Genomic DNA, 26,183 nt, shown 5'->3' on the forward strand with positions numbered 1-26,183 from the left:
ATTGTTATAAAATTTTAATACTTATGAAAAAAATATGGGAAAGGATTCCCACTAAAATCCAAGGAGGAATTTATCATGATAATAAACCATAATTTACCAGGACAAAACGCGATAAACAGCTTAAATGCTAATTCAAAAAGTGCTCAAAACTCAATGGCAAAGTTAAGTTCAGGATCAAGAATAAACAAGGCTGCTGATGATGCTGCAGGTCTTTCAATATCACAAAAGATGCAAGCTCAAATCAATGGACTTGATAAAGCTTCAAGCAATGCTCAAGATAGTATATCATTATTACAAACAGCTGAAGGTGGATTAAATGAAACTCAGTCAATACTTCAAAGAATGAGCGAACTTGCTACTCAAGCTGCTAACGATACTAATGTTACAAATGATAGAACTGCTGTAACAAACGAACTTGCAACATTAGCAGATGAAATTGACCATATAGCAAATTCTACAAACTTCAACGGAAATAACTTATTAAGTTCAACAGGAACTTTAACTTTCCAAATTGGAGCAACTTCAAATGCTTATGATCAAATAACAATAGGATTAACTAACATATCAATAGGATCTGCAGTTTTAAGTGTAAATGCAGCTAATGTTAGTGTAGGTAACTCAACTAGTGCAACTGCTTCTATTTCAATTATAAATGCAGCTATACAAACAGTATCAGCAGCAAGATCAAAAATTGGTGCATACCAAAACAGACTTGATCACACAATTAACAACTTAACTACAGAGTCACAAAACTTAACAACAGCAATGTCAGGAATTACAGACGTTGATATGGCAAAAGAAATGATGAACTACTCAAAAGAGAATGTTCTTCAACAAGCTGCTCAATCAATGCTTGCACAAGCAAACCAAAATCCTCAACAGATTTTGAAATTATTACAATAATTATGAAAAAAGTCCTTCGGTTTTCCGAAGGACTTTTTTTATGCAAGCAATTGTCTTAATAAAGATAAACCATTGTAAAACTTGAAATTCATTTGTACCAAAATGCTGTCTTCTAGGCATTATGCTGCACATGAATTTTAATAGTTGAGCTGGTATATCTATATAAAGAATTTTAAATAATAATCGATATAATTAATATATTTTATATTGGAGGCAATAGCATGAAAATTAGTTTATGCATGATAGTAAAAAATGAAGAGAAATATATTAGAATGTGCTTAGAAAATGCGTTAAAATTAGCTGATGAAGCTATTATAGTTGATACAGGATCTACGGATAAAACAATAGAAATAATTAAAGAATTCGGTGATAAAGTTAAGATTATAAGACATAAATGGAATAATGATTTTTCAGAAGCAAGAAATATTTCACTAGAAAATGCCACAGGTGATTGGATATTAATGCTTGATGCTGATGAAAAGTTGCTTTGTGATCCAAAGCTTGTCAGGGATGAATTAGAAAGTTCAGTATTAGAAGGTTTTGAAATTCCTTTGTATAATATTATTAATCTAAATACCATATTATATTCTGCAGTTTATTGCAAAATTTTCAAAAATAAAGGATATAGGTATGTAGGTGCTATACATGAGCAGATAAATATTGAGGATATCGTTAACCATGTAAAAGAATTAGATTCAAACATTTGTAAGGTTATTCATTATGGATATTTAGAAAGCAATGTAGCTGAAAAAGATAAAATAAGCAGGAATCTTGAAATACTTTTTAAAGAAAAAGAAAAGAAACCTAAAGATCCGTTTGTTTACTATAATATTGGATGTTGCTACGAAATGAAAGGTGAATATAAAAAAGCATTAAAGTATTTTTTTAAATGTAATGAATTAACATATAGTATTAGCAAATTTGGATTATCAGAATTTGAAATTGATATGGCCAAAAGAATGACAGAGTGCTACTATAACTTGGAGGAATATAAAATATGCATAGAGTTTATTAATGATATGATTAAAGATAATGCATTTAAAAACTTTGTTGATATGTACTATATGCTTGGAAATTGTTATTTTAGAGTGCAAGAATATGATAAAGCCATAGAAAATTTAAATAAGTGCCTCGACATAGGAGAAACAAAAGAATTTATATCTGTAAATGGCAGGGGAAGTTATGCTCCAAAACTTATTATGGCTAGAATATATATAGCTAAAGGTGAAAAAATAGAAGCAATCAACAAATATATGGAGTGTGCATTTGATTCTAATAATATTATTGGTGAGGGAATAAATGAATTTAGAGCATTTTTAGTTCAAAATAATTTTGTGGATATACTAAATGAATTTAATAAAATTATTGAAAAAAAGGGTATGAAAGTAATAGGGTAAATAATAAAAGTTATGATATTAATTGAAGTATTTTAAGAATTGGCTATGTTTTAAATAAGTGTGAAAATCAACACTTATTTAAAACATAGCCTAAGAATTAAATTAATGGGAGGCTACTAATGAATAAAGAAAATGGGGAAATGAATAGATGCAAATCAGAAGTTAAAGCGTGTATTGAAGAATGTATAAATTTAAATCAATTAGAAAAAGCACTTGACCTAATAAAAGAATATGAAAAGAGTATCAAGGATGATGTTGATATTTTTTCAATGAAGTCTATTGTGGCGATTAAAGAGAATAGAATTGGGGATGCACAAAAAATATTAAGTGACGCACTTGAAATAAGTAATGATAATTTTGATATTATATATAATATGGCATATACATATGAGCTTAAGGGAGACGTTATACTTGCCATTAAATATTATAGGAGAGCTTTAGAAATATGCGATAAAAGTTCTGAAATGAGAGATGTAATATTTTATTCATTAAACCAGTTAAATGGTAAGCTTGAAGAAGATATAAAAGGTAAAATAACAAGCATTATTTTATTAACATATAATAATTTAGAATACACTAAATTATGCATAGATAGCATAAGAAAATATACAAATGAGGGATCTTATGAAATTATAATTGTTGATAATGCATCTACCGACGGAACAATTGAATGGTTGAAAGAGCAAAAAGACATAAAAGTTATATTTAATGATAAAAATTTAGGTTTTCCTAAGGGCTGCAATCAAGGAATAGATTGTGCTATTGGAGATAATGTTTTGCTATTAAACAATGATACTATTGTTACTCCTAATTGGCTAAAAAATCTTAATATAGCACTATATAGTAGTGAAGATATAGGAGCGGTAGGATCGGTAACAAATTCCTGCTCAAATTATCAAACCATAAGTTTTAACTATGAAAATACTGATGATATGATTGAATTTGCAAGAAGAAATAATATTAGTAACCCTATACAGTGGGAAGAAAGAATTAGACTTGTAGGCTTTTGTATGCTTATAAGGAGTAGTGTAATTAACAAAATTGGAGTACTTGATGAAATATTTACTCCGGGAAATTATGAAGATGATGATTATTCATATAGGATAAGAAAAGCAGGCTATAAGCTTATATTATGTAAAGATTCTTTTATACATCACTTTGGAAGTGTGTCATTTAAGAAAAATAATAATGAATATAACGCAATATTGAACGTTAATAGAAATAAATTTAAAAATAAATGGGGGTTTGATCCATCTTATTCTTCATTTACTAGATATGAGATAATAAATTTAATTGATGAACCAATCGATAAGCCTATAAGAGTTTTGGAAGTAGGCTGTGCTTGTGGAGCTACATTGTTAGAAATAAAAAATAGATATAGAAATGCTGAAATATATGGTATAGAGTTAAATGAAAATGCAGCAGACATTGGTAAGCTTATTGCAGATATTAAGGCTGAAAATATAGAAAATGAAAATTTAAATTACGAGGAAAATTATTTCGATTATATTATTTTTGCAGATGTACTTGAGCATTTGTATGATCCGTGGAAGGTACTTAATAATATAAAGAAGTATTTGAAAGAAGATGGTAAAATATTAACAAGTATTCCTAATGTTATGCATTATAGTGTCATTAGAAATTTATTAAATGGAAATTGGACTTACGAGGATGCAGGAATATTAGATAGAACACATGTAAGATTTTTTACTTTAAATGAAATAGGCAAAATGTTTATTGAAGCTGGGTATGAAATTAAAGAAATAAATTTTACCAATATAGGGGCTTCGCAAGAGGATATTGATTTTATGGAGTCATTAGGTAAAATTTGCAATAATGATGTCAAAAATCAATACTATGCTTATCAATATATAGTGAGAGCTTGCAAAAAAAATATATAAATAATTTATATGAAAATTATAATAAAAGATTTCTGGAGTTGATATATTTTTATGATTTCTTTGTGTATGATTGTAAAAAACGAAGAAGAAAATCTTCCTAAATGTTTAAATAGCATTAAAAGTAAAGTAGATGAAATAATAATAGTTGATACAGGTTCTACTGATAAAACTATGGAAGTAGCCAAAAGGTATACAGATAAAGTTTTTAATTTTGAATGGTGTGATGATTTTTCAGCTGCTAGAAATTTTTCTATAAATAAGGCTAAAAATGATTGGATTTTAATTTTGGATGCGGATGAGGTAGTTAATTTCTTTAATAAAAAGGATATTTCAAGATTTATAAATAAAAACAAAAATGTAGTTGGTCGAATTAAAAGAATTAACACATTTGAGGATTCAAGCGGTAAAAAGAAATTTTTTGAAAGAGTTAATAGACTTTTTAATAAAAAATTTTTTAAATATGAAGGTATAATACATGAGCAAGTAGTATCGATAACTGGAGAAAATTATACTACAGAAAATATAGATGTATATGCTAATCATATTGGATATGAGAAAGAAATACTTAATAGAACAAACAAAATTAAAAGGAATAAGGAATTGTTAGAAAAAGCTATTGAAATGGCTTCTGATGATCCATATTTACAGTATCAGCTTGGAAAAACTTTTTTTATGGAAAAAGACTATGTAAAAGCAGAAGTTAATCTTTCAACTGCAATAAGACTTGGAATTGATGCAAAATATGAATATGTTCAAGATTTAATTGAAAGTTATGGATATACATTAATTAATTTAAAAAAATACAAAGAAGCTTTAATATTAAAAAAATATGAAGAATTTTATAATAGTAAATCTGACTTTAATTTTGTTATGGGACTTATTTATATGAACAATGCAATGTTTAAAGAAGCTGTAAATAAATTTATTCAATGTCAAAATAGCAAAGAGTGTAAAATTGAAGGTGTAAATTCGTATTTAGCAAATTACAATATTGGAGTAATATATGAGTGCCTCGGAATTTTAAATGAGGCAGTAAAGTATTATAAAAAATGTGGAAATTATAAATTGGCAGTGGGTAGAATTAAAGCAATAAAATTAATTTGAAGAATGCTAGGTAGAAATAGAGAAACATAAGAATAGTTATTACATAATGAGGTGAGAGGTAAATATGAAAAAAAGAATCGCACTAATATCTTCTGTTGAAGCATCACTTGTTATAAGCGATGATCAAATATTTAAAGATGTATGTCTAGTACCAATTTTAATGAAAGAAAAGTATGATTTTGAAGCAAGTATTATATCTTATGGAATAAATGAAAAATTGCTAAACAAGCATTTTCAGGGTATTAATTGTATTAATATAAAAAAAAGTGGAGACTATTTAGTAGATATAAAGGAATATTTGGAGCAGAATGCTAAAAATATAGATATAGTTTTTTTGTATGGACCGTATAATAGCTATGATGCAATTAGTAAAATTTATAAATATATTAATCCTAAGGGTAAAATTTATTTAAAGTTAGATATGAATAGATATTGGCTTCAAAATTTAGCTGACCAAGAATATTTTAAAAATTTATTAGAAATCAGCGATTTAGTTACTGTTGAGGATAGAAACCTTCAAAATCTAATAAACATGTTGTATAATTGTGAAACTGAATATTTAAGAAATGGTTGTTATGAATTTGTTAAAGTTCCAAAAGTAAATTATGAAGAAAAGAAAAATATAATTTTAAGTGTTGGAAGATTGGGCACTAATCAAAAAAGAACAGAAACATTAATAAAAGCATTTTTAAAAGCAGATTTACCTGATTGGGAATTGAGATTGGTTGGAGGTATTGAGGAAGATTTTTTACCCACTTTAGAGAAATTAAAACAAAATGTTAAATTTGCTGCACAAGTAAAGGTATTGGGGAGAATAGAAGATAAAAATGTTTTAAATGATGAGTATAAAAAAGCAAAGATATTTTGCATGACTTCTATATTAGAAAGTTGTGCTCATGTATATTCAGAGGCAGGATTAAATGGATGTTATATTGTATCTACTGATGTGGATGGAATAAGTGACATTGAAAAGTACAGCAGCATAGTGCCGGTTGAGGATTGTGATGCTATTACCAAGGCACTTGAAGATGCAGCAAAAAATGAGAATTTAATGAGAAAAAACTGCTATGAAATACAGGAGTATATTAGAAATGAAGGAATGTGGGATAGCATAATAAGTAAATTATATTTATTGTTTTGTACTAAGGGATTAATGGATGAAGCAGATACTAGTCAAGGTTGTATAAAAAAAGCTGTGGATATTTCCAATATGATTGGTGAAATAAGGTTTTTAAAAGGAAAACTGGATAATAGTAATGAGTATAATAATTTAGTTGATTTAAGTGGAGAAGTTATAGAACGTCTACAAATTTTAGTAAATATTATGAATAATAATAATGAATTAATAGTAGACATGTCAATAAAGAATGAGACAACATTATTAAAAGAAGATTTTATAAATTATGTAAATGGAATTTTTAATGGTAATAAATATATTATAGAAAAATATAAGAAAGAAATATATGATAGATATAAAGAGTGGAATGAAAAAATATTAAATTCAATAAATTTTAATGTTGATAATTCTCTTACCATAGAAGAAGCTTTAAAAGATATATATTCTATATTTAAATATATTGACAATAATAGTGTTAAAGATATCATGTTAAATTTTAGTAATAGATATAATATTCCAGTGAATGAATTGGCTAATATGCCTATGGGTGGATACGGAAAGGGACGCACTAGTGGTGCATATTATTTTACATTAAATGACATGAAAGAAAATTGTAAAGAATATTTATGGCTTTATGAAAAACTCGAAGATGAAGAATCAAAACGAGTGCTAACTAATTTGTGTAGATTTAGGTTAACCTGTGCAATGGAATTTATAAATGATGCCTTTGACAGCAATAATGCTCAATACTTTGATAAAGAAATAATTAAGTGTGACGAAAATGAAGTTTTTGTAGATTGTGGTGGATTTACAGGTGATACTTCAGAAAGCTATATAGAATCTTATTGTAACTACAAAAAAATATATATTTATGAGCCATCACCGGAAAATGTTAAAGAATGCCTAAACAATATTTCTAAATATGAAAATATTATAGTAAGGCAAGCAGGAGTTGGATTGAAAAAAAGTAAAGTGACTTTTTCAAAGGAAGGTTCAGCTAGTAGTGCGATAAATGCAAATGGAGAAACAGATGTAATTGAAATAGTATCTTTAGATGAAGATATACAGGAAAAAATTACATTTTTAAAAATGGATATTGAGGGTGAAGAAATTAATGCATTAAATGGTGCCAAAAATCACATTATAAAGGATAAGCCTAAATTAGCTGTTTGTGTATATCATATTATATCTGATTTATGGGAAATACCTAAATTAATATATTCTATGGATTCAAATTATAAGTTATATTTAAGACATTATTGGGAAGATCAAGCATGGGAAACAGTAATTTATGCAGTACATTAGGATTTCATAATGCATATTAAAAAAATTGGTAATATACAGCAATTGCAACTACAAGATTGTTACATTAAATAATTAGATATGTTCCCCTTATTATAGGCAGATTAAATAAATATAAATCTATCTATAATAAGGGGAACATTTTTATGCACATGAACTTTAATAGTTGAAATGGTTTATCTATATTTAAAAAAAATTTGATCTAAATAAAACATAAAATATTAGAGGAATAGTTTGATATAACCCATGATATGTAAAAACAAGAATAAAAATTATTTAATTGTAAAAAGTATCTAAATTTTTATATTTAAATGCCGATAATTATATAAGAAAAATGTATAAATGTGGTGCAGAAAAAAATACAGTACTGTAGTAAAAACTCATAGACAAAAGATAATTGTATTTATTTGGTAATTAAGTAGGCAAGAATAAAAGTTAGTTTATTGTAGAAAATGGTGGTGTTTATAATATGAAAGTAGTTATTTTGGCGGGAGGACTTGGAACTCGAATTAGTGAAGAGAGCCATCTTAAACCAAAACCAATGATTGAAATAGGCGGTTCGCCAATTTTATGGCATATATTAAAATATTATTCATCTTACGGGTTTAATGAATTTATTATTTGTTGTGGATATAAGGGATATTGTATTAAAGAATACTTTGCAGACTACTATTTACATAGAAGCGATGTTACATTTGATTTTTCTGATAACAATAATATGATAATACATAATAATGTGGCAGAACCATGGAAGGTTACTGTAGTAGATACAGGTCTAGAAACGCAAACTGGTGGAAGAATAAAAAAAATACAAAGGTATGTAAATAATGAAAGGTTTATGCTTACATATGGTGATGGAGTTTCTGATGTGAATTTATCTGAACTTTGTAAATTTCATGAAGATAATGGCAAAATCGCCACCATAACTGCTATACAGCCTGGTGGGAGGTTTGGTGTATTAGATATAGATGGTAATAAACGAATTAATAAGTTTACAGAAAAAAGTAAAGAGGATGGTGGATGGATTAACGGAGGTTTTATGGTATTAGAACCTAATGTGTTTAAATATATAGATAATGATATGACGGTTTTTGAAAGAGAACCACTTGAAAGTTTAGCAAAGGAAGACCAATTAATGGCATATAAACATACCGGCTTTTGGAAATGTATGGATACATTGAGGGATAAGGAAGCATTAGAGTATTTATATAAAACTAAACAGGCTCCTTGGATAAGATGGTAATTTAAATTGCAATTTTACCATATGAGTTAATTTACAAAGCATGATTTTATTGGCTAATTATTTATCTGAATAAAATGGTAGGTGGAAATTATTTTGGAAATATTAAAAATTATTGCAGAAAAAATCGAAAATAATAATATTGAAGAGGCACTAGATTTAATTACAGAACATAACGATGAATTTTTTGATTGTGCTGAATTTTGGAATATGAAAGGTATTGTTTGTATTAAGGTTAATAACTTTGATATAGCTAAAAACTGCTTAAAGGCTGCTTTAAAAATAGATAAAAATTATATCGATGCTATGTATAATCTAGCATATGTATATGAGGTTACAGAAAATTATTATGATGCTTTAAAGCAGTATAATGAAATTTTAGAGATTACAAGGGACAGCAATTTAGAAAATGAGGTAAAGTTAGCTATTGTAAGGATAAATGATGCTATGGGAAAATTTAATTATGAGACTATAATAAAGAACACAGATATGAAAAGTGCGCCTAATGGTAATGACAGCATTTTTAGAGTAAGGCATAATATGGTTGGCACAATATTAGAAGAAAATAGACCGCTAGTAAGTATTTTTGTATTAGCTTATAATAATCTTGAAAAATACACAAAAAAATGTGTGGAATGTATTCTTAAATATACTAAAGATGTAGATTATGAGCTTATTTTAGTGGATAATGGTTCAGATGATGATACGTATGAATATTTTAAGTCGGTAATTCATCCGAGAAAAAAAGTAATTAAGATAACTAAAAATATTGGGGCAGGGTATGGCGGATATGAGGGAATTTATAATTCAAAAGGTGAGTATATTGTAGGAATAGCTAATGACATTTTTGTTACTAGCAATTGGCTTTCTAATATGTTAAAGTGTGCTATGTCAGATGAAAGGATAGGAATGGTTACTCCAGTAGCAGATAGTATAAGTAATATGCAAGCTGTCGATTTGAATTATTCTGATTTTGATGATATGCAGGAAAAAGCTAAAAAATATAATATTTCTAATCCTAGATTATGGCATGAAAGGCTTAGGCTTATAACTATAGGTACTCTTTATAAAAAAGAATGTATTGATATTGTTGGAAATCCTGATTATGGATTTTTACATGATTTTGCGGATGATGATATATCTTTTAGAATACGCAGAGCTGGATACAAAACTATATTATGCAAAGATGTTTTTGTATGCCATGCAGGAAAGATAAATGATAAAGGAAATGGATTTGCTTTAAAATCAATAGAAAAAGGCAAAAAAAACTTTCAAGATAAATATTATGGGGTTGATGCTTGGAGCGATGTTGCAAATTTTGAATCTGAAATGATTTCTTGTTTAAATATAAATAATGATTTTAATAATGAAATTAACGTGTTAGGGATAGATGTTCTATGTGGAACCCCTTTATTAGAAGTTAAAAATTTGCTTAGAGAAAACGGATTGTTTGATGTGAAGTTACATTCGTATACAGAAGATGCAAAGTATTGGATAGATTTAAAAACAATTAGTGATGGAATTGTTGAGGTTGACAGAATTGAGTTCATAAATGAAAAATTTGATAAACAGATATTTGATTATATATTAATCGAAAAACCTATTAACTTTTATAACGATATATATAGGACATTTAAAAATATTGGTAATTGTCTTAGAAGAGGGGGCCAATTAATTTTAAAATTAAATAATTCTTTCCAATTGAGTAGTTTTATGAATAATTGTGGTTATAACTTAGACATTGGCAAAGAACTGAAAAATATGTGTAATTTAAATGATTTTTTAGATTTTACTAATAGTCTGGGATATGAATGTGAAAAAGTAATACCACAGTTTTTTAATTTGGATGATAGTTTTGTCAAGTTTATAAAAGAAAAATTAGAAATGATAAGTGGAAATGATAATGAGGTATATACTAGTATGCTGACAGAAAGTTTTGTAATAAGCTTAAAAAAAATGTGATTTAATTACACTATATAAATAAGAAAGACATAAGAATTTATAATAAATTAAGAATAGGATGGTAAATGTGAAAAGTATAAGAAATAGAAAGATATTGTTTATTGTACCAGCTAATGAATTTTATGATATACAGTACAAAAAAAATTATATAATTCCCAAGAGCGTACCATATGGTGTATTGTCAATTGCATCGTATTTGCAGGAGTATTCTAAAAATTGTATTGATGTAAAAATTTTAGATTTAAGTTCTAACTACATGGAAAGTAAAGAAATTAAGGAAAGTATTAAACAATGTTTAAAAGAATTTAAACCTGATTTAGTTGGAGTTTCTGTTTTAACAAGTCTTTTATATCCATATATAAAAAAATACTTTGATATTGTAAAAGAGTTTGATAAGGATATTTTTACTTTTATTGGTGGAATTGTTGCAACAAATTTATATAAACAGTTACTTGATGAATTTGAAAATATTGATGCAGCGTGTTATGCTGAAGGTGAGATACCAATATTAGAACTTTCAGAAGCAGAAAATATAAATGAGTTAGTTGATAATCATGTTTCTTGGATTACCAGAAACTCTATTAAAGCTGGCAAAATACCGCAGTTAACATTTGTAGAAGACTTGGATCAACTTCCATTTATAGATTTTTCTCTTATAGATTTATCAAAATATGGAGCACGTGGTTGGCAGGTAAATGCAGATTTAAAAAAGGGTGAAGACAGGGTACTTCCTATACATACGACAAGAGGGTGCCCATTTAATTGTGTTTTTTGTTGTGCAGCAAAGACACATGGTAAAAAAATAAGGCAAATGAGCGCAAAAAGGGTAATTGAGCATGTAAAGAATATGATTGATAATTATGGTATGGATATATTAAGTATTGATGATGATCAATTTTTAGCAACAAAAGAACGCTCAAAAGAAATATTAAGAGAATTAGCTCCTTTTAAATTAAGATTAGAGGCAGAGTCAGGTCTTTCGGTACGATTTATTGATGATGACATGGCAAGGCTTTTAAAAGAGGCTGGATTGAAATCCGCTAACCTTGCTATTGAATCCGGTTCTAAATATGTACTTAAGGAAATTATAGATAAACCGTTAACTTTAGATGAAATTAGGTCAGCAGTCAAAAATCTTAGAAAATATGATTTTACAGTAAAGGCTTATCTTGTTTTGGGATTGCCAGGTGAAACTGATGAGCATAGGAGAGAAACTGTGGACTTTGTAAATGAAGTTGGATTTGATATGAGCAGTATATTTACGGCTACGCCATTTCATGGTAGTCGACTTTATGATATTTGCGTCAAAAATGGATATATTAATAAGGAAGATGCTATCACAAGTATGCCGAGTGCGTTCCATAGTGTTATTAGTACTCCTGAATATTCAGCTGAACACATAAGTGAACAAGCCTTTTATATTAACTTAAATTTAAATTTTGTAAATAATTATAATATGAGAATTGGAAAACTAAATGATGCAAAGGCATTTTTTTATAATGTTGCAACTAAGTATCCTGAACATGCATTTGCTCATTATTATCTAGCAAGAGCATGTGAAAAGTTAGGAGAAAGTGGTGAACTAATAGAAAGCCATGATAGAAAATTTAACGAAATAATAGATAGCGATAAGGAATGGAAAAAATATTCATTATTATTTAAATTGATATAGATATAAATCGCTTGAAACTTCAAAATCAATTTGCACCAAAATGCCGTATTTTCGGTGGTATGGTGCAAATCAAGTTTAGTAGTTAAAAGCGTATATGTAGTGATTGCTTAGTTTTAATTGGAAAGGAGCCAATTTATGTTTGCAAAAAAATATACTAGGATAAGAAAAGAGAACAGAACAAAACTTCAAGAGGTTATTCCGCTGCAAACGCCATTTCATATATTTGTGGATCCGTCATCATCATGTAATTTTAGATGCAAATTTTGTTTTAATCGAAACAAAGATAAGTCTGATAGTAAGGTTATGAAGTTTGATTTGTTTGTAAAAATAATCAACGATTTAAAACAGTTTCCTAACAAATTGAAAGTTTTAAGACTGTATAAAGATGGAGAACCTTTAGTAAATAAAAGGCTTCCTGAAATGATAGCATATGCAAAACAAATGAACGTAGCAGAAAGCATTGATTTTACTACCAATGGATCTTTATTATGTCCTGAAAAAAACTTAGAACTAATAGAATCAGGGGTGGATGCTATAAATATTTCTGTTGAGGGACTTTCAGCAGAAAAATATCTTGAGGTATCTGGTGTAAAAATTGATTTTGATAGGTATGTTGAAAATATAAGACATCTCTATAAAAATCGTAAAAACTGTAGAATACATATTAAAACAACAGATGTAAATATTGAAAATGAAGAAGAACGCTTTTATGAAATATTCGGAAATATATGCGATGAAATATCTATAGAAAAAGTTGTTCCAATATGGCCCAATGTTGATATTACTGATGTTAAATCAGATTTTAAAACTGGACTGTACAACCAAAAAATTAAAGGAGTTAAAGTTTGTCCGTATATTTTTTATTCTATGTCTATAAATTCTGATGGAAGTGTTAGTTCTTGTTTTATCGATTGGCAACACACAAATGTTATTGGAGATGTTAGGCAAAATTCAGTTAAGGAAATATGGGAAGGCATAGCTATGAAAGAGTTACGTATGTCTCATTTAAAAATGCAGAAGGATAAGCATAATATATGTTCAGAATGTAAGCAATTAGAATTTGCTACTATTGATAATATAGATGATTATGCAAGTGAATTGTTGGATAGGGTTAAGTAAATATAGTATAAGGTTCTAAAAGAGGTGGTAGTATGTCAAAATTTCAATCTAAAATTGTACTTTCAGGTCGTAATGATTTGTCAGAAGTAATTCCGTTACCAATTCCATTTGTAGTTCAAATTGATCCAGCAAATGTCTGTAATTTTAAATGTAAGTTTTGCCCATCTGGAAATGAACAATTGCGGAAAAAAAATGGTCAATTGAGAGAGATAATGAATTTTGATTTATTTAAAAGAATAATAGATAATTTAACTGAATTTGATGCTCAAATAAAGTGTATTAAGTTATGGAAAGATGGTGAGCCTCTACTTAATCATCATATTGGAGAAATGATAAAATATATAAAGCTAAAAGAAGTATCAGAAAAAGTTGAACTCACTACAAATGGGTATTTATTAAATCAGAACTTAAGCGATAAACTTATTGAATCTGGATTGGATAGAATAATTATTTCAATTGAAGGTATAACAAAAGAAAAATATAGTGAAGTATCTGGAGTAGATATAGATTTTGATGGATTTTTGAAAAATATAAGATATTTGTTTGAACATAGGAATAAGTGTATAGTACATGTTAAGATTGTGGATACTGGTTTAACTCAGGAGGATAAGGATACTTTCTTTAAACTTTTTAATGGAATATGTGATGAATATTTTATTGAAAAAGTTGTTCCGTGTTGGCCTGGTTTTGAAAATGACTGCATACATGAAGGTGAAGTCAATGTATGGGGGAGAGAACTTGTTAAGAAAGAAGTTTGCCCATTACCATTTTACTTTATGTCAATAAATGCAAATGGTAATGTTGGTGTATGCTGTAATGACTGGGAACAAAAAATATTGCTTGGAAATGTAAAAGAAAAAACATTAAAAGAAATATGGAATGGTGATGAACTTAGAAAATTTCAAATACTACAACTATTAAAAAAAAGAAGATCCCATGATGTTTGTAAGCAGTGCATGTATCCTGATTACGTCTCCGTAGATTATCTTGATGATGTATCAGAAAAAGTATTTGAAGAGTCTTTTAAGAAAAAGGTGAATAAAAAATGAATTTTATAAGATATAATGAAAGAAAAGCTGATGCTTTACTGAAAGAAGTTTTAGATACTTCAGAGAATAAAATTAATTTTTTGGATAAAATAGCAAATAAGGATATAATTTTATATGGTGCTGGAAACTTAGGGATAATGGCGGTAGATTTATTAAGTAAAATTAATATTGTACCCAAATATATAGTTGATAAAAATCCTTCTGTTCATAATAAAAAAATTAATGGCGTTAAAGTTATTTCACCAGATGAAATTCTAGAGAAAGATAAGAAGAATGCTGTATTTGCAATATGCATTGTTAAGTTTCCTTTTAAAGAGATTGCTGGTTTTTTAAAATCAATTAATTGTGAGAAAATTGTAAGCTTTTGGGATGTATCGGAATATTATAAAAAGAGTATGAAGATGACAAATGGATGGTATTTTGAAAATTTAACTTTGGAAAAAAAATATAAGTTGATTAGCTTTTACAATAATTTGGAGGATGATATTTCTAAAGCTTCTTATGTACAAGTTTTATATTGGAGAATAAGAAGAGAAGAGGTATTATTTGAAAATGCAAAACCTAATTGCAATGATATGTATTTTACCAAAAGCATTCCTTATGAATTAAAGGACAACGAATATTACATAGATTGTGGTGCGTCTGATGGTGATATAATAGATAGTTTTTTAAAATGTGTTAAAGGTAAATTTAGTAAAATAATTGCGTTTGAACCAGATCCACAAAATTATAAAATGTTATGTCAATATATTGATACTTTGAAAAAAAATATTAGTAAAAATATATTAACATACCCTTATGGATTAGGGTTGCAAAATGAGTTGTCAGCATTCTTGGTAAATAGGGATAAAGCTTGCAGATTTATAAACAAAGAAGAAGATAATAGTTTGGAAAGTACTAAAATTGAACTCGTAAAAGTTGATGATATTTTAAGAGAAAAAAAAGTTACGTTTATGAAAATTCATACAGAAGGTATGGAATATAAGATTTTAAGTGGTGCGTTAGAAACAATAGCAAGGAATAGACCTATAATAGCTGTAACAATTTATCACAATGAAGAAAGCTTAATAGAAATTCCTAATATGCTCCTAGAAAAACTTGAAGGATATAAATTTTATCATAGGCTTCATTCATATTGTGGTACAGATAGTATTTTATATGCTGTTCCTCAAGAAAGAATTAAAATTAAATAGCTAATTTTAGATTTTAGGAGGTGAAAGTTTAAAATGCCATTAATTTTACATATAACACCTCATATGGGTGGAGGAGTTGGAAAAGTATTATCTGGTATTTCATGCTATGAAGAGAAAAATAACAACAGTAATTTCAAACATAAGATAATAGTTTTAGAGCAACCAGAAAAGATGAACTTCATAAATATATGCAAGGATAGTGGTGTTGATATTTGCTGTTCTTCAAGCTTGAAATATATTGAAAATGAAATGTTGAAAGCGGATATTGTTCAAATTGAATGGTGGCATCATCCACTAATAGCAAAATTATTAAAGGATTTTCCTAAGGTTTCAGTTCGATTGATAATATGGAGCCATATTTCAGGTTGCAATTATCCAAGTTTACCATTTGAGTTTGTTAAAATTCCACATAAATTTTTATTTACTTCGGAATATTCATTAGAAAATCCATTATGGACACAAACAGAAAGAAAGTATGCAGAAGAAAATTGTAGTGTAGTTAATAGTTCTGGAGAGTTTAATTTAAAGTTAAAAAAAGATTATACTAGAAAAAATGATAAATTTGTTATTGGCTATTGTGGTACATTAAATTATTCTAAAATTCATCCTAATTTTATAGATTACTGTGCTTCTATTGATATACTTAATGTAAAATATGTTTTAGTTGGAGATGATGATAATAAGCAAAAAATTCAAGCTCAAGCCAAAGAAAAAGGAATAGAAGATAAATTTGAATTTACAGGTTATACAAATGATATTTATAATGAATTATCTAAATTTGATATTTTTGCTTATCCACTAAACCCATATCATTTCGGAACGACGGAAAATGCATTGTTGGAGGCTATGGCTTTTGGGTTACCAGTTGTTGTATTAAACCAATGTACGGAAAAGTATATTGTTAAGCATATGGAAACGGGATTATTAGCAAATGGTATTGAAGATTATGCAGCATGTATAAAATATTTATATAGTAATCCAGATGTAGCCTGTAAAATAGGAGAAAATGCTAGAAATCATGTTATAAATACATATTCCATTGAGAAAACTTGTAATGGACTTTCAGTAGTATATGATGAAGTGTTAAATCTAGAAAAAAAATTGTTTGATTTTAAGAAAGTATTTGGTGATGCACCATATAATTGGTTTTTAGCATGTTTAGGCAAAGATAAGAAACTTTTTGAAGATAGTATAAATGATAAACTTTTTGATGAGGATAAGAAGATAATTGAAAACAAAATATTTAATTGTAGGAATATTTTAAAAGAAAAATCTAAAAGTTCTATAAATCAGTTTTATAAATATTTTGAAACAGATGAGCATATTGCTTATTGGAAGTCTATTATAGATGACTAAAATTTATATTTTACATTGGAGGCAATTATGAAAATTATTAAAGAATCTAAATTAGCAGGTTGTTTTTTGATAGAGCCTAATATATTTAAAGATGATAGAGGAACACTAGTTAAACCATATCATAGTGAAACTTTTAAAGAACTTGGACTTCATGATGAGTTTAATGAGGAAATAATAGTAACTTCTAAAAAAAATGTTATTAGAGGATTGCATTTTCAATGTCCACCTCTTCCACAGATAAAAGTTGTTTCTTGTGTTAACGGAGAAATACTTGATGTTGTTGTAGATATACGAAAAGGTTCGCCAACATATGGTGAGTGGGAGGGTTTTGTTTTAAATAATATAAACAACTATGCCCTGTATGTACCTGAGGGGCTAGCACATGGCTATGCTGTTTTAAAGGATAATACTGTAGTGTGTTATAAGATGTCTAATATTTTTTCTGCTGACTTAGATGGTGGGATAAGGTGGAATTCTTTAGATATAGATTGGAAAATAAGTAATCCTATAATTTCAGAAAAAGACAAGAATCAAATGTCTATTGACGAACTTGATAGTAAATTTATTTTTAAACATGAATAAATTTTGTTGAGGGGGAGATTTGATGATTAAGGCGTTTATTACTGGGGCAACTGGATTTGTGGGAGCCAATTTATGTAATAGATTAATTAAAGAAAATGTAGAAGTATATGTTTTGGTAAGGGAAACATCTAACACTAGTGTGTTTGGTGATTTTAAAGACAAGATAAATATATGTAAATATAATGGTACAATTGAAACTATGCAACAAATAATAAGCAGGGTAAAACCTGATGTAGTATTTCATTTAGCAGCTTATTTTGTTGCTGAACATAATTCAAAAGATATTAATAACTTAATTAATAGTAATATTTCATTAGGTTTATATTTACTTGAGGCCATGAAAAATGAAAATGTTAAATATCTAATTAATATAGGAACAAATTGGCAAAATTATAATTCTGAACAATATAACCCTGTAGATTTATATGCTGCAACAAAACAGGCATTTTATGATTTGGCAAAATATTATACTGAGGCTACAGAACTGAGAATGATAACCTTAAAATTATGTGATACATATGGTCCTAAGGATTTTAGACCAAAGTTATTAAGTACACTAAATAGAATATCAGAAACTGGCGAAAGTTTAAAAATGTCTAAGGGTGAACAGGAAATGGGATTTGTTTATATAGATGATGTAATTGATGCTATAATATGTGCAATGAAATCAATTATTAAGATGCCAGAACATTATAATGAAGATTTTTTAGTGGCACCAGAAAAATTTTATTCATTAAAGGATGTAGTCAAAGTTTTTGAGGATACTGTTAATAAGAAAGTGAATATTGAATGGGGAAAAAGAGAATATAGGCATAGGGAAGTTATGAAAATTTCAAATGGTAAAAAATTAGAAGGTTGGAATCCTAAAATCGATTTAAAGGTAGGAATGACAAAAACATTTAGTGATAAGTAGTTATAGAAACGTGGTTGCTATGGCGAGATGAGTTTTTAGAAAGAAATATAGATGGGAGGTTTGAAAATGGATTTAAAAGATATATTTTTAAAAAAGAATGTATTAATTACAGGACATACTGGTTTCAAAGGTTCATGGCTTTCTATATGGCTAAAAGATTTAGGAGCTAATGTTATAGGTTATTCTCTTGATCCATATACAGCTTATGATAATTTTAATCTTTGCGAATTAAATAGTAAAGTTATTGATATTAGAGGTGATATTAGAGATTCACAAAGACTTGAAGAAGTATTTAATACATATAAACCTGAATTTGTATTTCACCTTGCGGCACAGCCACTTGTGAGAAAATCCTATGAGAATCCAAAGGAAACCTATGAAGCTAATGTGATTGGAACACTTAATGTCCTTGAGGCAATTAGAAAATGTAAAACGGTCAAAGTTGGAATAATGGTGACTACGGATAAGTGTTATGAAAATAAAGAGCAGCATATTGGTTACAAGGAGACTGACCCTATGGGAGGCTATGATCCATATAGCTCAAGTAAAGGCTGTGCTGAGCTTTTGATAGCATCATATAGAAATTCTTTTTTCAATGTAAAAGACTATTCAAAACATGGAAAGGCTATAGCCTCAGTTAGAGCAGGAAATGTTATAGGTGGGGGAGACTTTGCAGAGGATAGAATAGTTCCAGATTGTATTAAAGCTATTGAAAAGGGTGATATTATAAATATTAGAAGTCCTCATGCTGTAAGACCTTGGCAGTTTGTATTGGAGCCTTTAAGCGGATATATCCTCCTTGCGGCTAAGATGTACAATGAGCCTTTAAAGTATTCAGGAGCTTGGAACTTTGGACCAAATGAAACTTTAAATATGGAAGTACAGGATGTAGTTAATGAGATTATAAAGAGTTATGGAAAAGGTCACTGGGAGGATATTTCTGAGTTAGAAAAGCTTCATGAAGCAAACTTACTCATGCTTGATTGTAGCAAGGCGAGGGAAGCTTTAAACTGGCAGCAAGCACTCAATTTTGAGGAAACTATAAATATGACGGTTTCTTGGTATAAAAACTATAAGGATAAAGACATGTACGAATTTTGTAAAGCTCAAATTGAGGAATACGCTAAAAAGCAAAAAGTATTTATATATAGTTGAATTTTGGCATTTGTGTAGAAGCTAAAGTGTATTTTATGAAAAAGGAAAGGTTACAGTAGTTATTGTGCCATAAATTAATAAAAGATTCCATGGAATAAGGCGACGAAGTTAGTATCACGCAATGACTTTTTCTACTATTTTAAAACACCTGGAGCATATAAAAATATCCTTTACTATGGTTTTAGTTATAACATTAAATCATAGTAAAGGATATTTTTATAGTTTTTATTCCTATAGTGGTACAGTAAAATATTTTGTATAGTAAATATGAAAATCGTATCAAACATTGGAAATATGATGATGATTCTTGAATGACAGTTACCTATCTATTAAAGATAATTGTACAAATTTCGATAATAATTATACTATGAATATATAATTAAACAGATAAAAAATTACTTTAGGAGAAATTACTATGCTTACAAGTATTATAATATTAACATATAACAAGCTTAATTACACAAAACAGTGTATAGAAAGCATTAGAAATAATACAGCAAAAAGCTCTTATGAATTAATAATAGTTGATAATTGCTCTAATGATGGTACAAAAGAATGGCTTAAAAGCCAAAAGGATATAATAACTATATTTAATGATAAAAATCTTGGGTTCCCCAAAGGATGTAATCAAGGAATAAAAATATCAAATGGAGAAAGCATTCTTTTACTTAATAATGATGTTGTAGTGACAGAAAATTGGCTTAGTAATTTAACAACTTGTCTTTATAGTTCACATGAAATTGGCGCGGTTAGTTCTGTTTCAAACTCTTGTCCTTATTATCAAACAATAGAAACAGATTATAGATCGATTGAGGAAATGCAAAGTTTTGCTACAAATTACAATATTTCAGATTCTAATAAGTGGGAGGGAAGATTAAAGCTTATAGGTTTCTGTATGCTTATAAAAAGAGAGGTTATTAAAAAAATAGGCTTATTAGACGAAATTTTTTCTCCTGGTAATTACGAAGATGATGATTATTCAATTAGAATAAGAGAAGCAGGATATAAATTAATGTTATGTAATGATACTTTTATTCATCATTATGGTGGAACGTCTTTTAAGGAAAACAAAGGGTATTCAAAATTGCTTAAAAATAATGAAGCGAAGTTTAAAGAAAAATGGGGATTTACCTCTGCTAAAAATATGGAACTCAATAGAAATTTAATTGGATTAGTGGATAAATCACCAAATGAGAAGTTTAAAGTTCTTCAAATAGGATGTGGATGTGGAGCAACTTTACTTTATTTAAAAAATAAATATAAGAATGCAGAATTATATGGTGTAGATACAAATAAAAAAGCGCTAGAACAAGCAGACTTTTTAGTAGATGCTTTTAATGAAGATGTATATAATATAGATGAAATATGTGGTTATTTTAGTAATATTAAATTTGATTATATTTTTATAAATCATATACTTCTAGATAGAATTGAAAATAATGAAATTTTATATAAAATGAAAAAAATTTTAGCCGATAATGGAAAAATATTTGTAGAGTTAAAACCATTGGCTAAAGACAAAAAATATTGTGTAACTACTGAAAAACTCATAGAAAGCTTAACTAAAGCAAAATATAAAAATATTGATGGTTTGATTATTAAGTATGAAAATGAAGTAAAAGAATATATTTTCAGTGGTGAGAATATAGAAAATGAATCTATGGAGGGTGAGAAAGTGGCATATAAAATAGAAAAAAAGGGAAATAGCAATGAATTACAGCGTAAACTTAAATTTTTATTAAGAAGAATAGAAAATAATATAGAAGTAGAAGAAAGCAGAGAAAAAGTATATGAACTTTTAAAAGCTTCACATATAAATTTAGAAGATATATTATTTAGCACAGCAAAGGATATTATAAAAAAGGATGAAGTACTAAATTCTGTTGCAGCTAAATGTTATGAAAAGGGTCTTTATGATAATGTAATACCACTTTTTCAAGCTGCCTATGAATATAATACTAACAACTCAGATGTTATATATAATTTGGCGTATTTTCTATATGAACTTGGAGAGAAAAAGTTATCACTCACTTATTTTGAAAAAATTAGGGGTATAAATCCAGAAATAGACGAATTTATATTAAAATTAAAAGGAGAAGTATAAATAAATGAATCAAAAAAAAATATGTTTTATTACATGTGTTAATGATTCAGCACTTTATGATGAATGTTTAAAGTACATAAATAATTTGAATATACCTAATGGATTTGAAGTAGAAACATTGGCAATAAGTGATGCAGAAAGTATAACCTCTGCATATAACAAAGCAATGAAAACAAGTGATGCTAAATATAAAGTATATCTTCATCAAGATGTTTTTATTATAAATAAGAATTTTATAGAAGATATTATAAAAATTTTTAATAGTGATGAAAAAATAGGACTAATTGGAATGGTTGGAGCAAAAGTTATTCCTACAAGTGCTAAGTGGTGGGAAGCATTTGAAAAATTCGGCTGTGTCTATGAAAATCATACTGGTGTTATGAAACCTCTTAAATTTGATGAAATAAAAGAAAATTATGTAGAAGTAAAAAGCGTTGATGGTTTTTTATTAGTAACAAATCAAGATATAACATGGAGAGAAGATATTTTTATAGGATGGCATTTTTATGATGTATCTCAATGTGTTGAATTTACACTAAAAGGTTACAAAATAGCGGTACCAAAGCAAGAAAATCCCTGGTGCATACATGATTGCGAATTTGTAGAAACTACGGGTAAGTATGATGTGTATAGGGAGGCTTTTCTTGATGAATACTCTAAAAAGATATTTCCACTAGTTAGTATTTTGATACCAGCTTATAATAAACCTAAGTTTTTAGAGATAGGTCTTAAGTCCGTTTTAAAACAAACTTATAGAAATATAGAAATAGTTATATGTGATGATAGTACAAATGATGAAGTAGAAAATATGCTTAAGCCTTATATAAATAAGTATTCATTTATAAAATATAGAAGAAATATAAGAGAAAAAGAAGACATATTTTTAAAAGAAGATGATGATAAACTTAGGAATAGCGAAGGAAATAATAATGCTATAAAAAACTTTAATAGATGCTTAAATTTAAGTTCTGGGGAATATGTAAATTATCTCATGGATGATGATGTATATATGAAAGATAAAATAAGCGAGATGATGAATTATTATATAGCATTTGACGATATAACTTTAGTTACATCATGTCGTCAGATTATAGATGAAAAGGGGAATAGACTTAAAGATATTTTGGCTACTAAAAAAATTAGTGAGAAAACAGCCATGATTGAAGGAAAAATTTTAAAAAGTTTTATCTTTAAAAGTATGATTAATTCAATAGGGGAACCAACTACAGTACTTTTTAGAAAAAAGGATTTGGCTGGAAAAATGTTTGGACAATTTGATGAAAGATTATATTATTGTATTGTGGATGTTGCTACATGGATAGGTTTGTTGTCAAAGGGAAAAGCTGTATATATATCTGAACCGTTAAGCAAAATGAGATTTCATGGTGAAATGAGAAGTGAGATGTTGTCGGTCAAAATTTTGGGTGCTATGGAATGGTATTATTTAATATCAAGTTCATTAAATTTGGGAATTTTAGAGGATAGTGAGGCTAAATATAGTATTTCATTGTGGCTAAAAAGAAGTAAATATTTATTTGATTTAATTTCAAAACAAAATAATTTAAATAAATTGCCGATTAAAGAGTTATATAAGTGTTTTGATAAGGCTAAAACATATATTTCTAAATAAATTAATTCTTAAATTTTCTATATATTAGGTAGAATAGGATAATACAAATTGAAAGAAGAGGTTTGAATGAAAGAAAGAATTTTGGTTACTGGTGGAGCTGGTTTTATTGGAACTCATTTGTGTAAAAAATTATTAGAAAAAAATTATGATGTTATTATTTATGACAATTTAAGTCCCCAGATTCATGGGGAAAATAAACAAATTCCAAATTGGATGAAAGAGAAAACAACATTTATAAAAGCAGACATTAGAGATAGAAAGAGTTTAAAAAAAGCAGTTTTACAAGCTGATAAGATTGTGCATTTGGCCGCTGAAACAGGCGTTGGACAATCAATGTATGAAATACAAAGGTATACGGATGTTACAATTCAAGGAACTTCTATGCTTTGGGATATATTGGTTAATGAAAAAAAACATGTTAATAAGGTAATATTATCTTCTTCAAGAGCTGTATATGGAGAAGGAAAATATAAGTGTTCCAAATGTGGTGATAATATATATCCGGAATCTCGGAAAATTGAAAATTTAAAACAGGGAAAATGGGAAATTAGTTGTCCAATGTGTGGGCAAAAATTAGAGTTATGTGCTACGGATGAGAAATCTATGTTAAAAACATCATCTATTTATGCAATATGTAAAAAAACACAAGAAGAAATTTGTATGACTATGGGTAAGACATTAGGAATACCATGTTCAATAGTAAGATATCAAAATGTGTATGGTCCACTACAATCACTTAATAATCCTTATACAGGAATTTTATCTATATTTACATCAAGACTTAGAAATAATAAACCAATACAAGTTTATGAGGATGGATTAGAAAGCAGAGATTTTGTTCATGTTAAAGATGTAGTAAATGGAACTGTATTAGCCCTTGAAAGTGAAAAAGCAAACTATGAAATATTTAATATAGGGAATGGAAAAGGTACAACAGTTCTTGAATTAGCTAAGATACTTACAAAATATATTAATCCTAATCTAACACCTGTAATAACAGGAAGATATAGGATGGGGGATATAAGGCATTGCTATGCAGATATTAGTAAGGCAAGAGAAATACTTGGATATAAGCCTAGATTTGATATAGAAACAGGTATTAAGGATTTTCTTGACTGGGCACAAAATGAACAAGCAAAAGATTTGTCAGATAATGCCGAAAATGAGCTTAAAGAGAAAGGACTTTTTATATAGAATTGAATGTTATAAAAAGTATGAGGGCGGTGAGAATATGTATTCACAATATTTAAAGAACAAACTTAATAAATTGAAGGAAAAAGTTTCTTTCATAGAAATAGTATGCAAATATGATGTTTCATTTAATAGTGACATAGTTAATAATGAACTGATTAAGCCTATTAATGAAACAATTGATTTAGTAGTAGAAATAAATGAAGATATAAAGCAAGCTAACACGTTTAATAGGTTTTTACAAGCATTTTTTGAAACTTCAAATTTTATGGCAGATATATTGATAGAGATTGTTGAAGCATTTGAAAATAAAAATATGAGCAAAAAATCACTTGAAAATTTAATTAATGAATTTCAAAACTATAAAAATAAGTTAGAAGATGTCATAGATAATTCTATTAATGATATTACAAATGTTTATTATGAAATAGTGACTATAGGAAAAAGTAAGTTTAATAAATTATATTTTACAAATAACAAACAAAATATTAATTTAGGAAAGCAAACATATTTGTATGAGTTAGAAAATTGCAAAATAGATGTAATAGTTATTGATAGTATAAAGGAAGATAAAATACGAGAAATTTTAATTAATGAAAATTATAATCCCAAAACAATATTTTCACAAAATGAAATTAAGATTGATATACCTAAATTAATTAATAGAGAAATATCCAGTGATGAATACGGTATATTGCATTTAAATCTTAAAAAAATTGAGTTGGAATACTATTTACAATTTAAGAATTTAAATGTTTCCATAATTTCGAATAATTGTTGGGGAGGGTATTTATATCAGAAGAGTGGAATGGAATATTCATCACCGTTACTATGGACGTATGTACAAACAAGCGATTTTATAAAATTAGTAGGCGATTTAAAATATTATTTCAAATTAAAGTTGAAGTTTATTAAGGAAGAAGATAAGGAATATCCAATTGCATTCTTAGGTGATGTGAAAATATATTTTCAACATTGCAAAACAGAAGAAGAGGCACGGAATAAGTGGTATAGAAGATTAAAAAGAGTAAACTATGAAGATATTATAATTCAAGCAAATGTTGAAAATTATAGTGATGCTATTAAATTTGATAACATGAATTTTAAAAATAAGATAGCTTTAACACCAGAGGATTATAATTTAAGCTCATGTGTGTATTTAAGTGGATGGCAAAAAGATAAATATGATTGTGAAAAATACAAAACATTTTCACAATATTGTCATTTAAGATCGTGGGAATATATTGATATGTCCAGATTGATAAATGGATAAGATTAATGAATAAATCCAGA

19 protein-coding genes are annotated in these 26,183 nt (G+C 27.7%); all 19 read left to right on the forward strand.

The features are described from left to right. Positions 1-75: 75 nt before the first annotated feature. On the forward strand, positions 76-903 hold the full coding sequence (locus CUEA01_RS05555) for a flagellin N-terminal helical domain-containing protein (RefSeq protein ID WP_234119653.1): 828 nt from the start codon (positions 76-78) through the stop codon (positions 901-903). Positions 904-1,124: 221 nt separating this feature from the next. Next, positions 1,125-2,300: a glycosyltransferase gene (locus CUEA01_RS05560; RefSeq protein ID WP_234119655.1), complete on the forward strand. Its 1,176-nt coding sequence runs from the start codon at positions 1,125-1,127 to the stop codon at positions 2,298-2,300. A gap of 119 nt (positions 2,301-2,419) precedes the next feature. Further along, positions 2,420-4,201 carry a glycosyltransferase gene (locus CUEA01_RS05565; RefSeq protein WP_234119662.1) on the forward strand — a complete coding sequence of 594 codons (1,782 nt, stop codon included), beginning with the start codon at positions 2,420-2,422 and terminating at the stop codon, positions 4,199-4,201. Between the two features lie 66 nt (positions 4,202-4,267). After that, positions 4,268-5,305 carry a glycosyltransferase gene (locus CUEA01_RS05570; RefSeq protein ID WP_234119664.1) on the forward strand — a complete coding sequence of 346 codons (1,038 nt, stop codon included), beginning with the start codon at positions 4,268-4,270 and terminating at the stop codon, positions 5,303-5,305. 64 nt (positions 5,306-5,369) lie between these two features. Continuing rightward, the gene (locus CUEA01_RS05575) at positions 5,370-7,727 is read left to right on the forward strand and encodes an FkbM family methyltransferase (RefSeq protein ID WP_234119666.1); all 2,358 of its coding nucleotides are present in this window, start codon (positions 5,370-5,372) and stop codon (positions 7,725-7,727) included. 466 nt (positions 7,728-8,193) lie between these two features. Then, positions 8,194-8,967: a glucose-1-phosphate cytidylyltransferase gene (gene rfbF, locus CUEA01_RS05580; RefSeq protein WP_234119668.1), complete on the forward strand. Its 774-nt coding sequence runs from the start codon at positions 8,194-8,196 to the stop codon at positions 8,965-8,967. A gap of 93 nt (positions 8,968-9,060) precedes the next feature. Next, positions 9,061-10,926, forward strand: a complete 1,866-nt coding sequence (locus CUEA01_RS05585; RefSeq protein ID WP_234119670.1) for a glycosyltransferase — start codon at positions 9,061-9,063, stop codon at positions 10,924-10,926. A gap of 67 nt (positions 10,927-10,993) precedes the next feature. After that, positions 10,994-12,598, forward strand: a complete 1,605-nt coding sequence (locus tag CUEA01_RS05590; RefSeq protein WP_234119673.1) for a B12-binding domain-containing radical SAM protein — start codon at positions 10,994-10,996, stop codon at positions 12,596-12,598. Between the two features lie 135 nt (positions 12,599-12,733). Continuing rightward, entirely contained in the window at positions 12,734-13,717 is a 984-nt protein-coding gene (locus CUEA01_RS05595; RefSeq protein WP_234119681.1) for a radical SAM/SPASM domain-containing protein, read from the forward strand. Positions 13,718-13,749: 32 nt separating this feature from the next. Further along, positions 13,750-14,766 (forward strand): radical SAM/SPASM domain-containing protein, encoded by a 1,017-nt coding sequence (locus tag CUEA01_RS05600; protein ID WP_234119683.1) that lies wholly within the window; start codon positions 13,750-13,752, stop codon positions 14,764-14,766. Beyond that, on the forward strand, positions 14,763-15,959 hold the full coding sequence (locus CUEA01_RS05605) for an FkbM family methyltransferase (protein ID WP_234119686.1): 1,197 nt from the start codon (positions 14,763-14,765) through the stop codon (positions 15,957-15,959). Before CUEA01_RS05600 ends, CUEA01_RS05605 begins: the two co-directional genes overlap by 4 nt. 33 nt (positions 15,960-15,992) lie before the next feature. Continuing rightward, complete coding sequence (locus CUEA01_RS05610) at positions 15,993-17,315, forward strand: glycosyltransferase family 4 protein (protein ID WP_234119696.1); 1,323 nt, start codon at positions 15,993-15,995, stop codon at positions 17,313-17,315. A gap of 27 nt (positions 17,316-17,342) precedes the next feature. Then, positions 17,343-17,897 (forward strand): dTDP-4-dehydrorhamnose 3,5-epimerase, encoded by a 555-nt coding sequence (rfbC, locus tag CUEA01_RS05615; RefSeq protein ID WP_234119699.1) that lies wholly within the window; start codon positions 17,343-17,345, stop codon positions 17,895-17,897. 22 nt (positions 17,898-17,919) lie between these two features. Next, positions 17,920-18,810 carry an NAD-dependent epimerase/dehydratase family protein gene (locus CUEA01_RS05620; RefSeq protein WP_234119701.1) on the forward strand — a complete coding sequence of 297 codons (891 nt, stop codon included), beginning with the start codon at positions 17,920-17,922 and terminating at the stop codon, positions 18,808-18,810. A gap of 66 nt (positions 18,811-18,876) precedes the next feature. Next, positions 18,877-19,965 (forward strand): CDP-glucose 4,6-dehydratase, encoded by a 1,089-nt coding sequence (gene rfbG / locus CUEA01_RS05625; protein WP_234119711.1) that lies wholly within the window; start codon positions 18,877-18,879, stop codon positions 19,963-19,965. Positions 19,966-20,380: 415 nt separating this feature from the next. After that, positions 20,381-22,069 carry a glycosyltransferase gene (locus CUEA01_RS05630; RefSeq protein ID WP_234119713.1) on the forward strand — a complete coding sequence of 563 codons (1,689 nt, stop codon included), beginning with the start codon at positions 20,381-20,383 and terminating at the stop codon, positions 22,067-22,069. Between the two features lie 4 nt (positions 22,070-22,073). Continuing rightward, positions 22,074-23,699 carry a glycosyltransferase gene (locus CUEA01_RS05635; protein ID WP_234119716.1) on the forward strand — a complete coding sequence of 542 codons (1,626 nt, stop codon included), beginning with the start codon at positions 22,074-22,076 and terminating at the stop codon, positions 23,697-23,699. Between the two features lie 66 nt (positions 23,700-23,765). Next, the gene (locus tag CUEA01_RS05640) at positions 23,766-24,893 is read left to right on the forward strand and encodes an SDR family NAD(P)-dependent oxidoreductase (RefSeq protein ID WP_234119724.1); all 1,128 of its coding nucleotides are present in this window, start codon (positions 23,766-23,768) and stop codon (positions 24,891-24,893) included. Further along, the gene (locus tag CUEA01_RS05645; protein ID WP_234119731.1) at positions 24,862-26,163 is read left to right on the forward strand and encodes a DUF1919 domain-containing protein; all 1,302 of its coding nucleotides are present in this window, start codon (positions 24,862-24,864) and stop codon (positions 26,161-26,163) included. Before CUEA01_RS05640 ends, CUEA01_RS05645 begins: the two co-directional genes overlap by 32 nt. Positions 26,164-26,183: the final 20 nt, after the last annotated feature.

This window comes from Clostridium hydrogenum (assembly GCF_021432385.1).
GTDB lineage: Bacteria > Bacillota > Clostridia > Clostridiales > Clostridiaceae > Clostridium_S > Clostridium_S hydrogenum.

Coding starts and splice junctions, on each gene's coding strand:
- CUEA01_RS05620 (WP_234119701.1), top strand. CDS start 17,920: ATGATTAAGGCGTTTATTACTGGGGCAACTGGATTTGTGGGAGCCAAT.
- CUEA01_RS05565 (WP_234119662.1), top strand. CDS start 2,420: ATGAATAAAGAAAATGGGGAAATGAATAGATGCAAATCAGAAGTTAAA.
- CUEA01_RS05555 (WP_234119653.1), top strand. CDS start 76: ATGATAATAAACCATAATTTACCAGGACAAAACGCGATAAACAGCTTA.
- CUEA01_RS05595 (WP_234119681.1), top strand. CDS start 12,734: ATGTTTGCAAAAAAATATACTAGGATAAGAAAAGAGAACAGAACAAAA.
- CUEA01_RS05600 (WP_234119683.1), top strand. CDS start 13,750: ATGTCAAAATTTCAATCTAAAATTGTACTTTCAGGTCGTAATGATTTG.
- CUEA01_RS05635 (WP_234119716.1), top strand. CDS start 22,074: ATGAATCAAAAAAAAATATGTTTTATTACATGTGTTAATGATTCAGCA.
- CUEA01_RS05605 (WP_234119686.1), top strand. CDS start 14,763: ATGAATTTTATAAGATATAATGAAAGAAAAGCTGATGCTTTACTGAAA.
- CUEA01_RS05630 (WP_234119713.1), top strand. CDS start 20,381: ATGCTTACAAGTATTATAATATTAACATATAACAAGCTTAATTACACA.
- CUEA01_RS05570 (WP_234119664.1), top strand. CDS start 4,268: ATGATTGTAAAAAACGAAGAAGAAAATCTTCCTAAATGTTTAAATAGC.
- rfbG (WP_234119711.1), top strand. CDS start 18,877: ATGGATTTAAAAGATATATTTTTAAAAAAGAATGTATTAATTACAGGA.
- rfbC (WP_234119699.1), top strand. CDS start 17,343: ATGAAAATTATTAAAGAATCTAAATTAGCAGGTTGTTTTTTGATAGAG.
- CUEA01_RS05575 (WP_234119666.1), top strand. CDS start 5,370: ATGAAAAAAAGAATCGCACTAATATCTTCTGTTGAAGCATCACTTGTT.
- CUEA01_RS05645 (WP_234119731.1), top strand. CDS start 24,862: ATGAGCTTAAAGAGAAAGGACTTTTTATATAGAATTGAATGTTATAAA.
- CUEA01_RS05610 (WP_234119696.1), top strand. CDS start 15,993: ATGCCATTAATTTTACATATAACACCTCATATGGGTGGAGGAGTTGGA.
- CUEA01_RS05640 (WP_234119724.1), top strand. CDS start 23,766: ATGAAAGAAAGAATTTTGGTTACTGGTGGAGCTGGTTTTATTGGAACT.
- CUEA01_RS05560 (WP_234119655.1), top strand. CDS start 1,125: ATGAAAATTAGTTTATGCATGATAGTAAAAAATGAAGAGAAATATATT.
- rfbF (WP_234119668.1), top strand. CDS start 8,194: ATGAAAGTAGTTATTTTGGCGGGAGGACTTGGAACTCGAATTAGTGAA.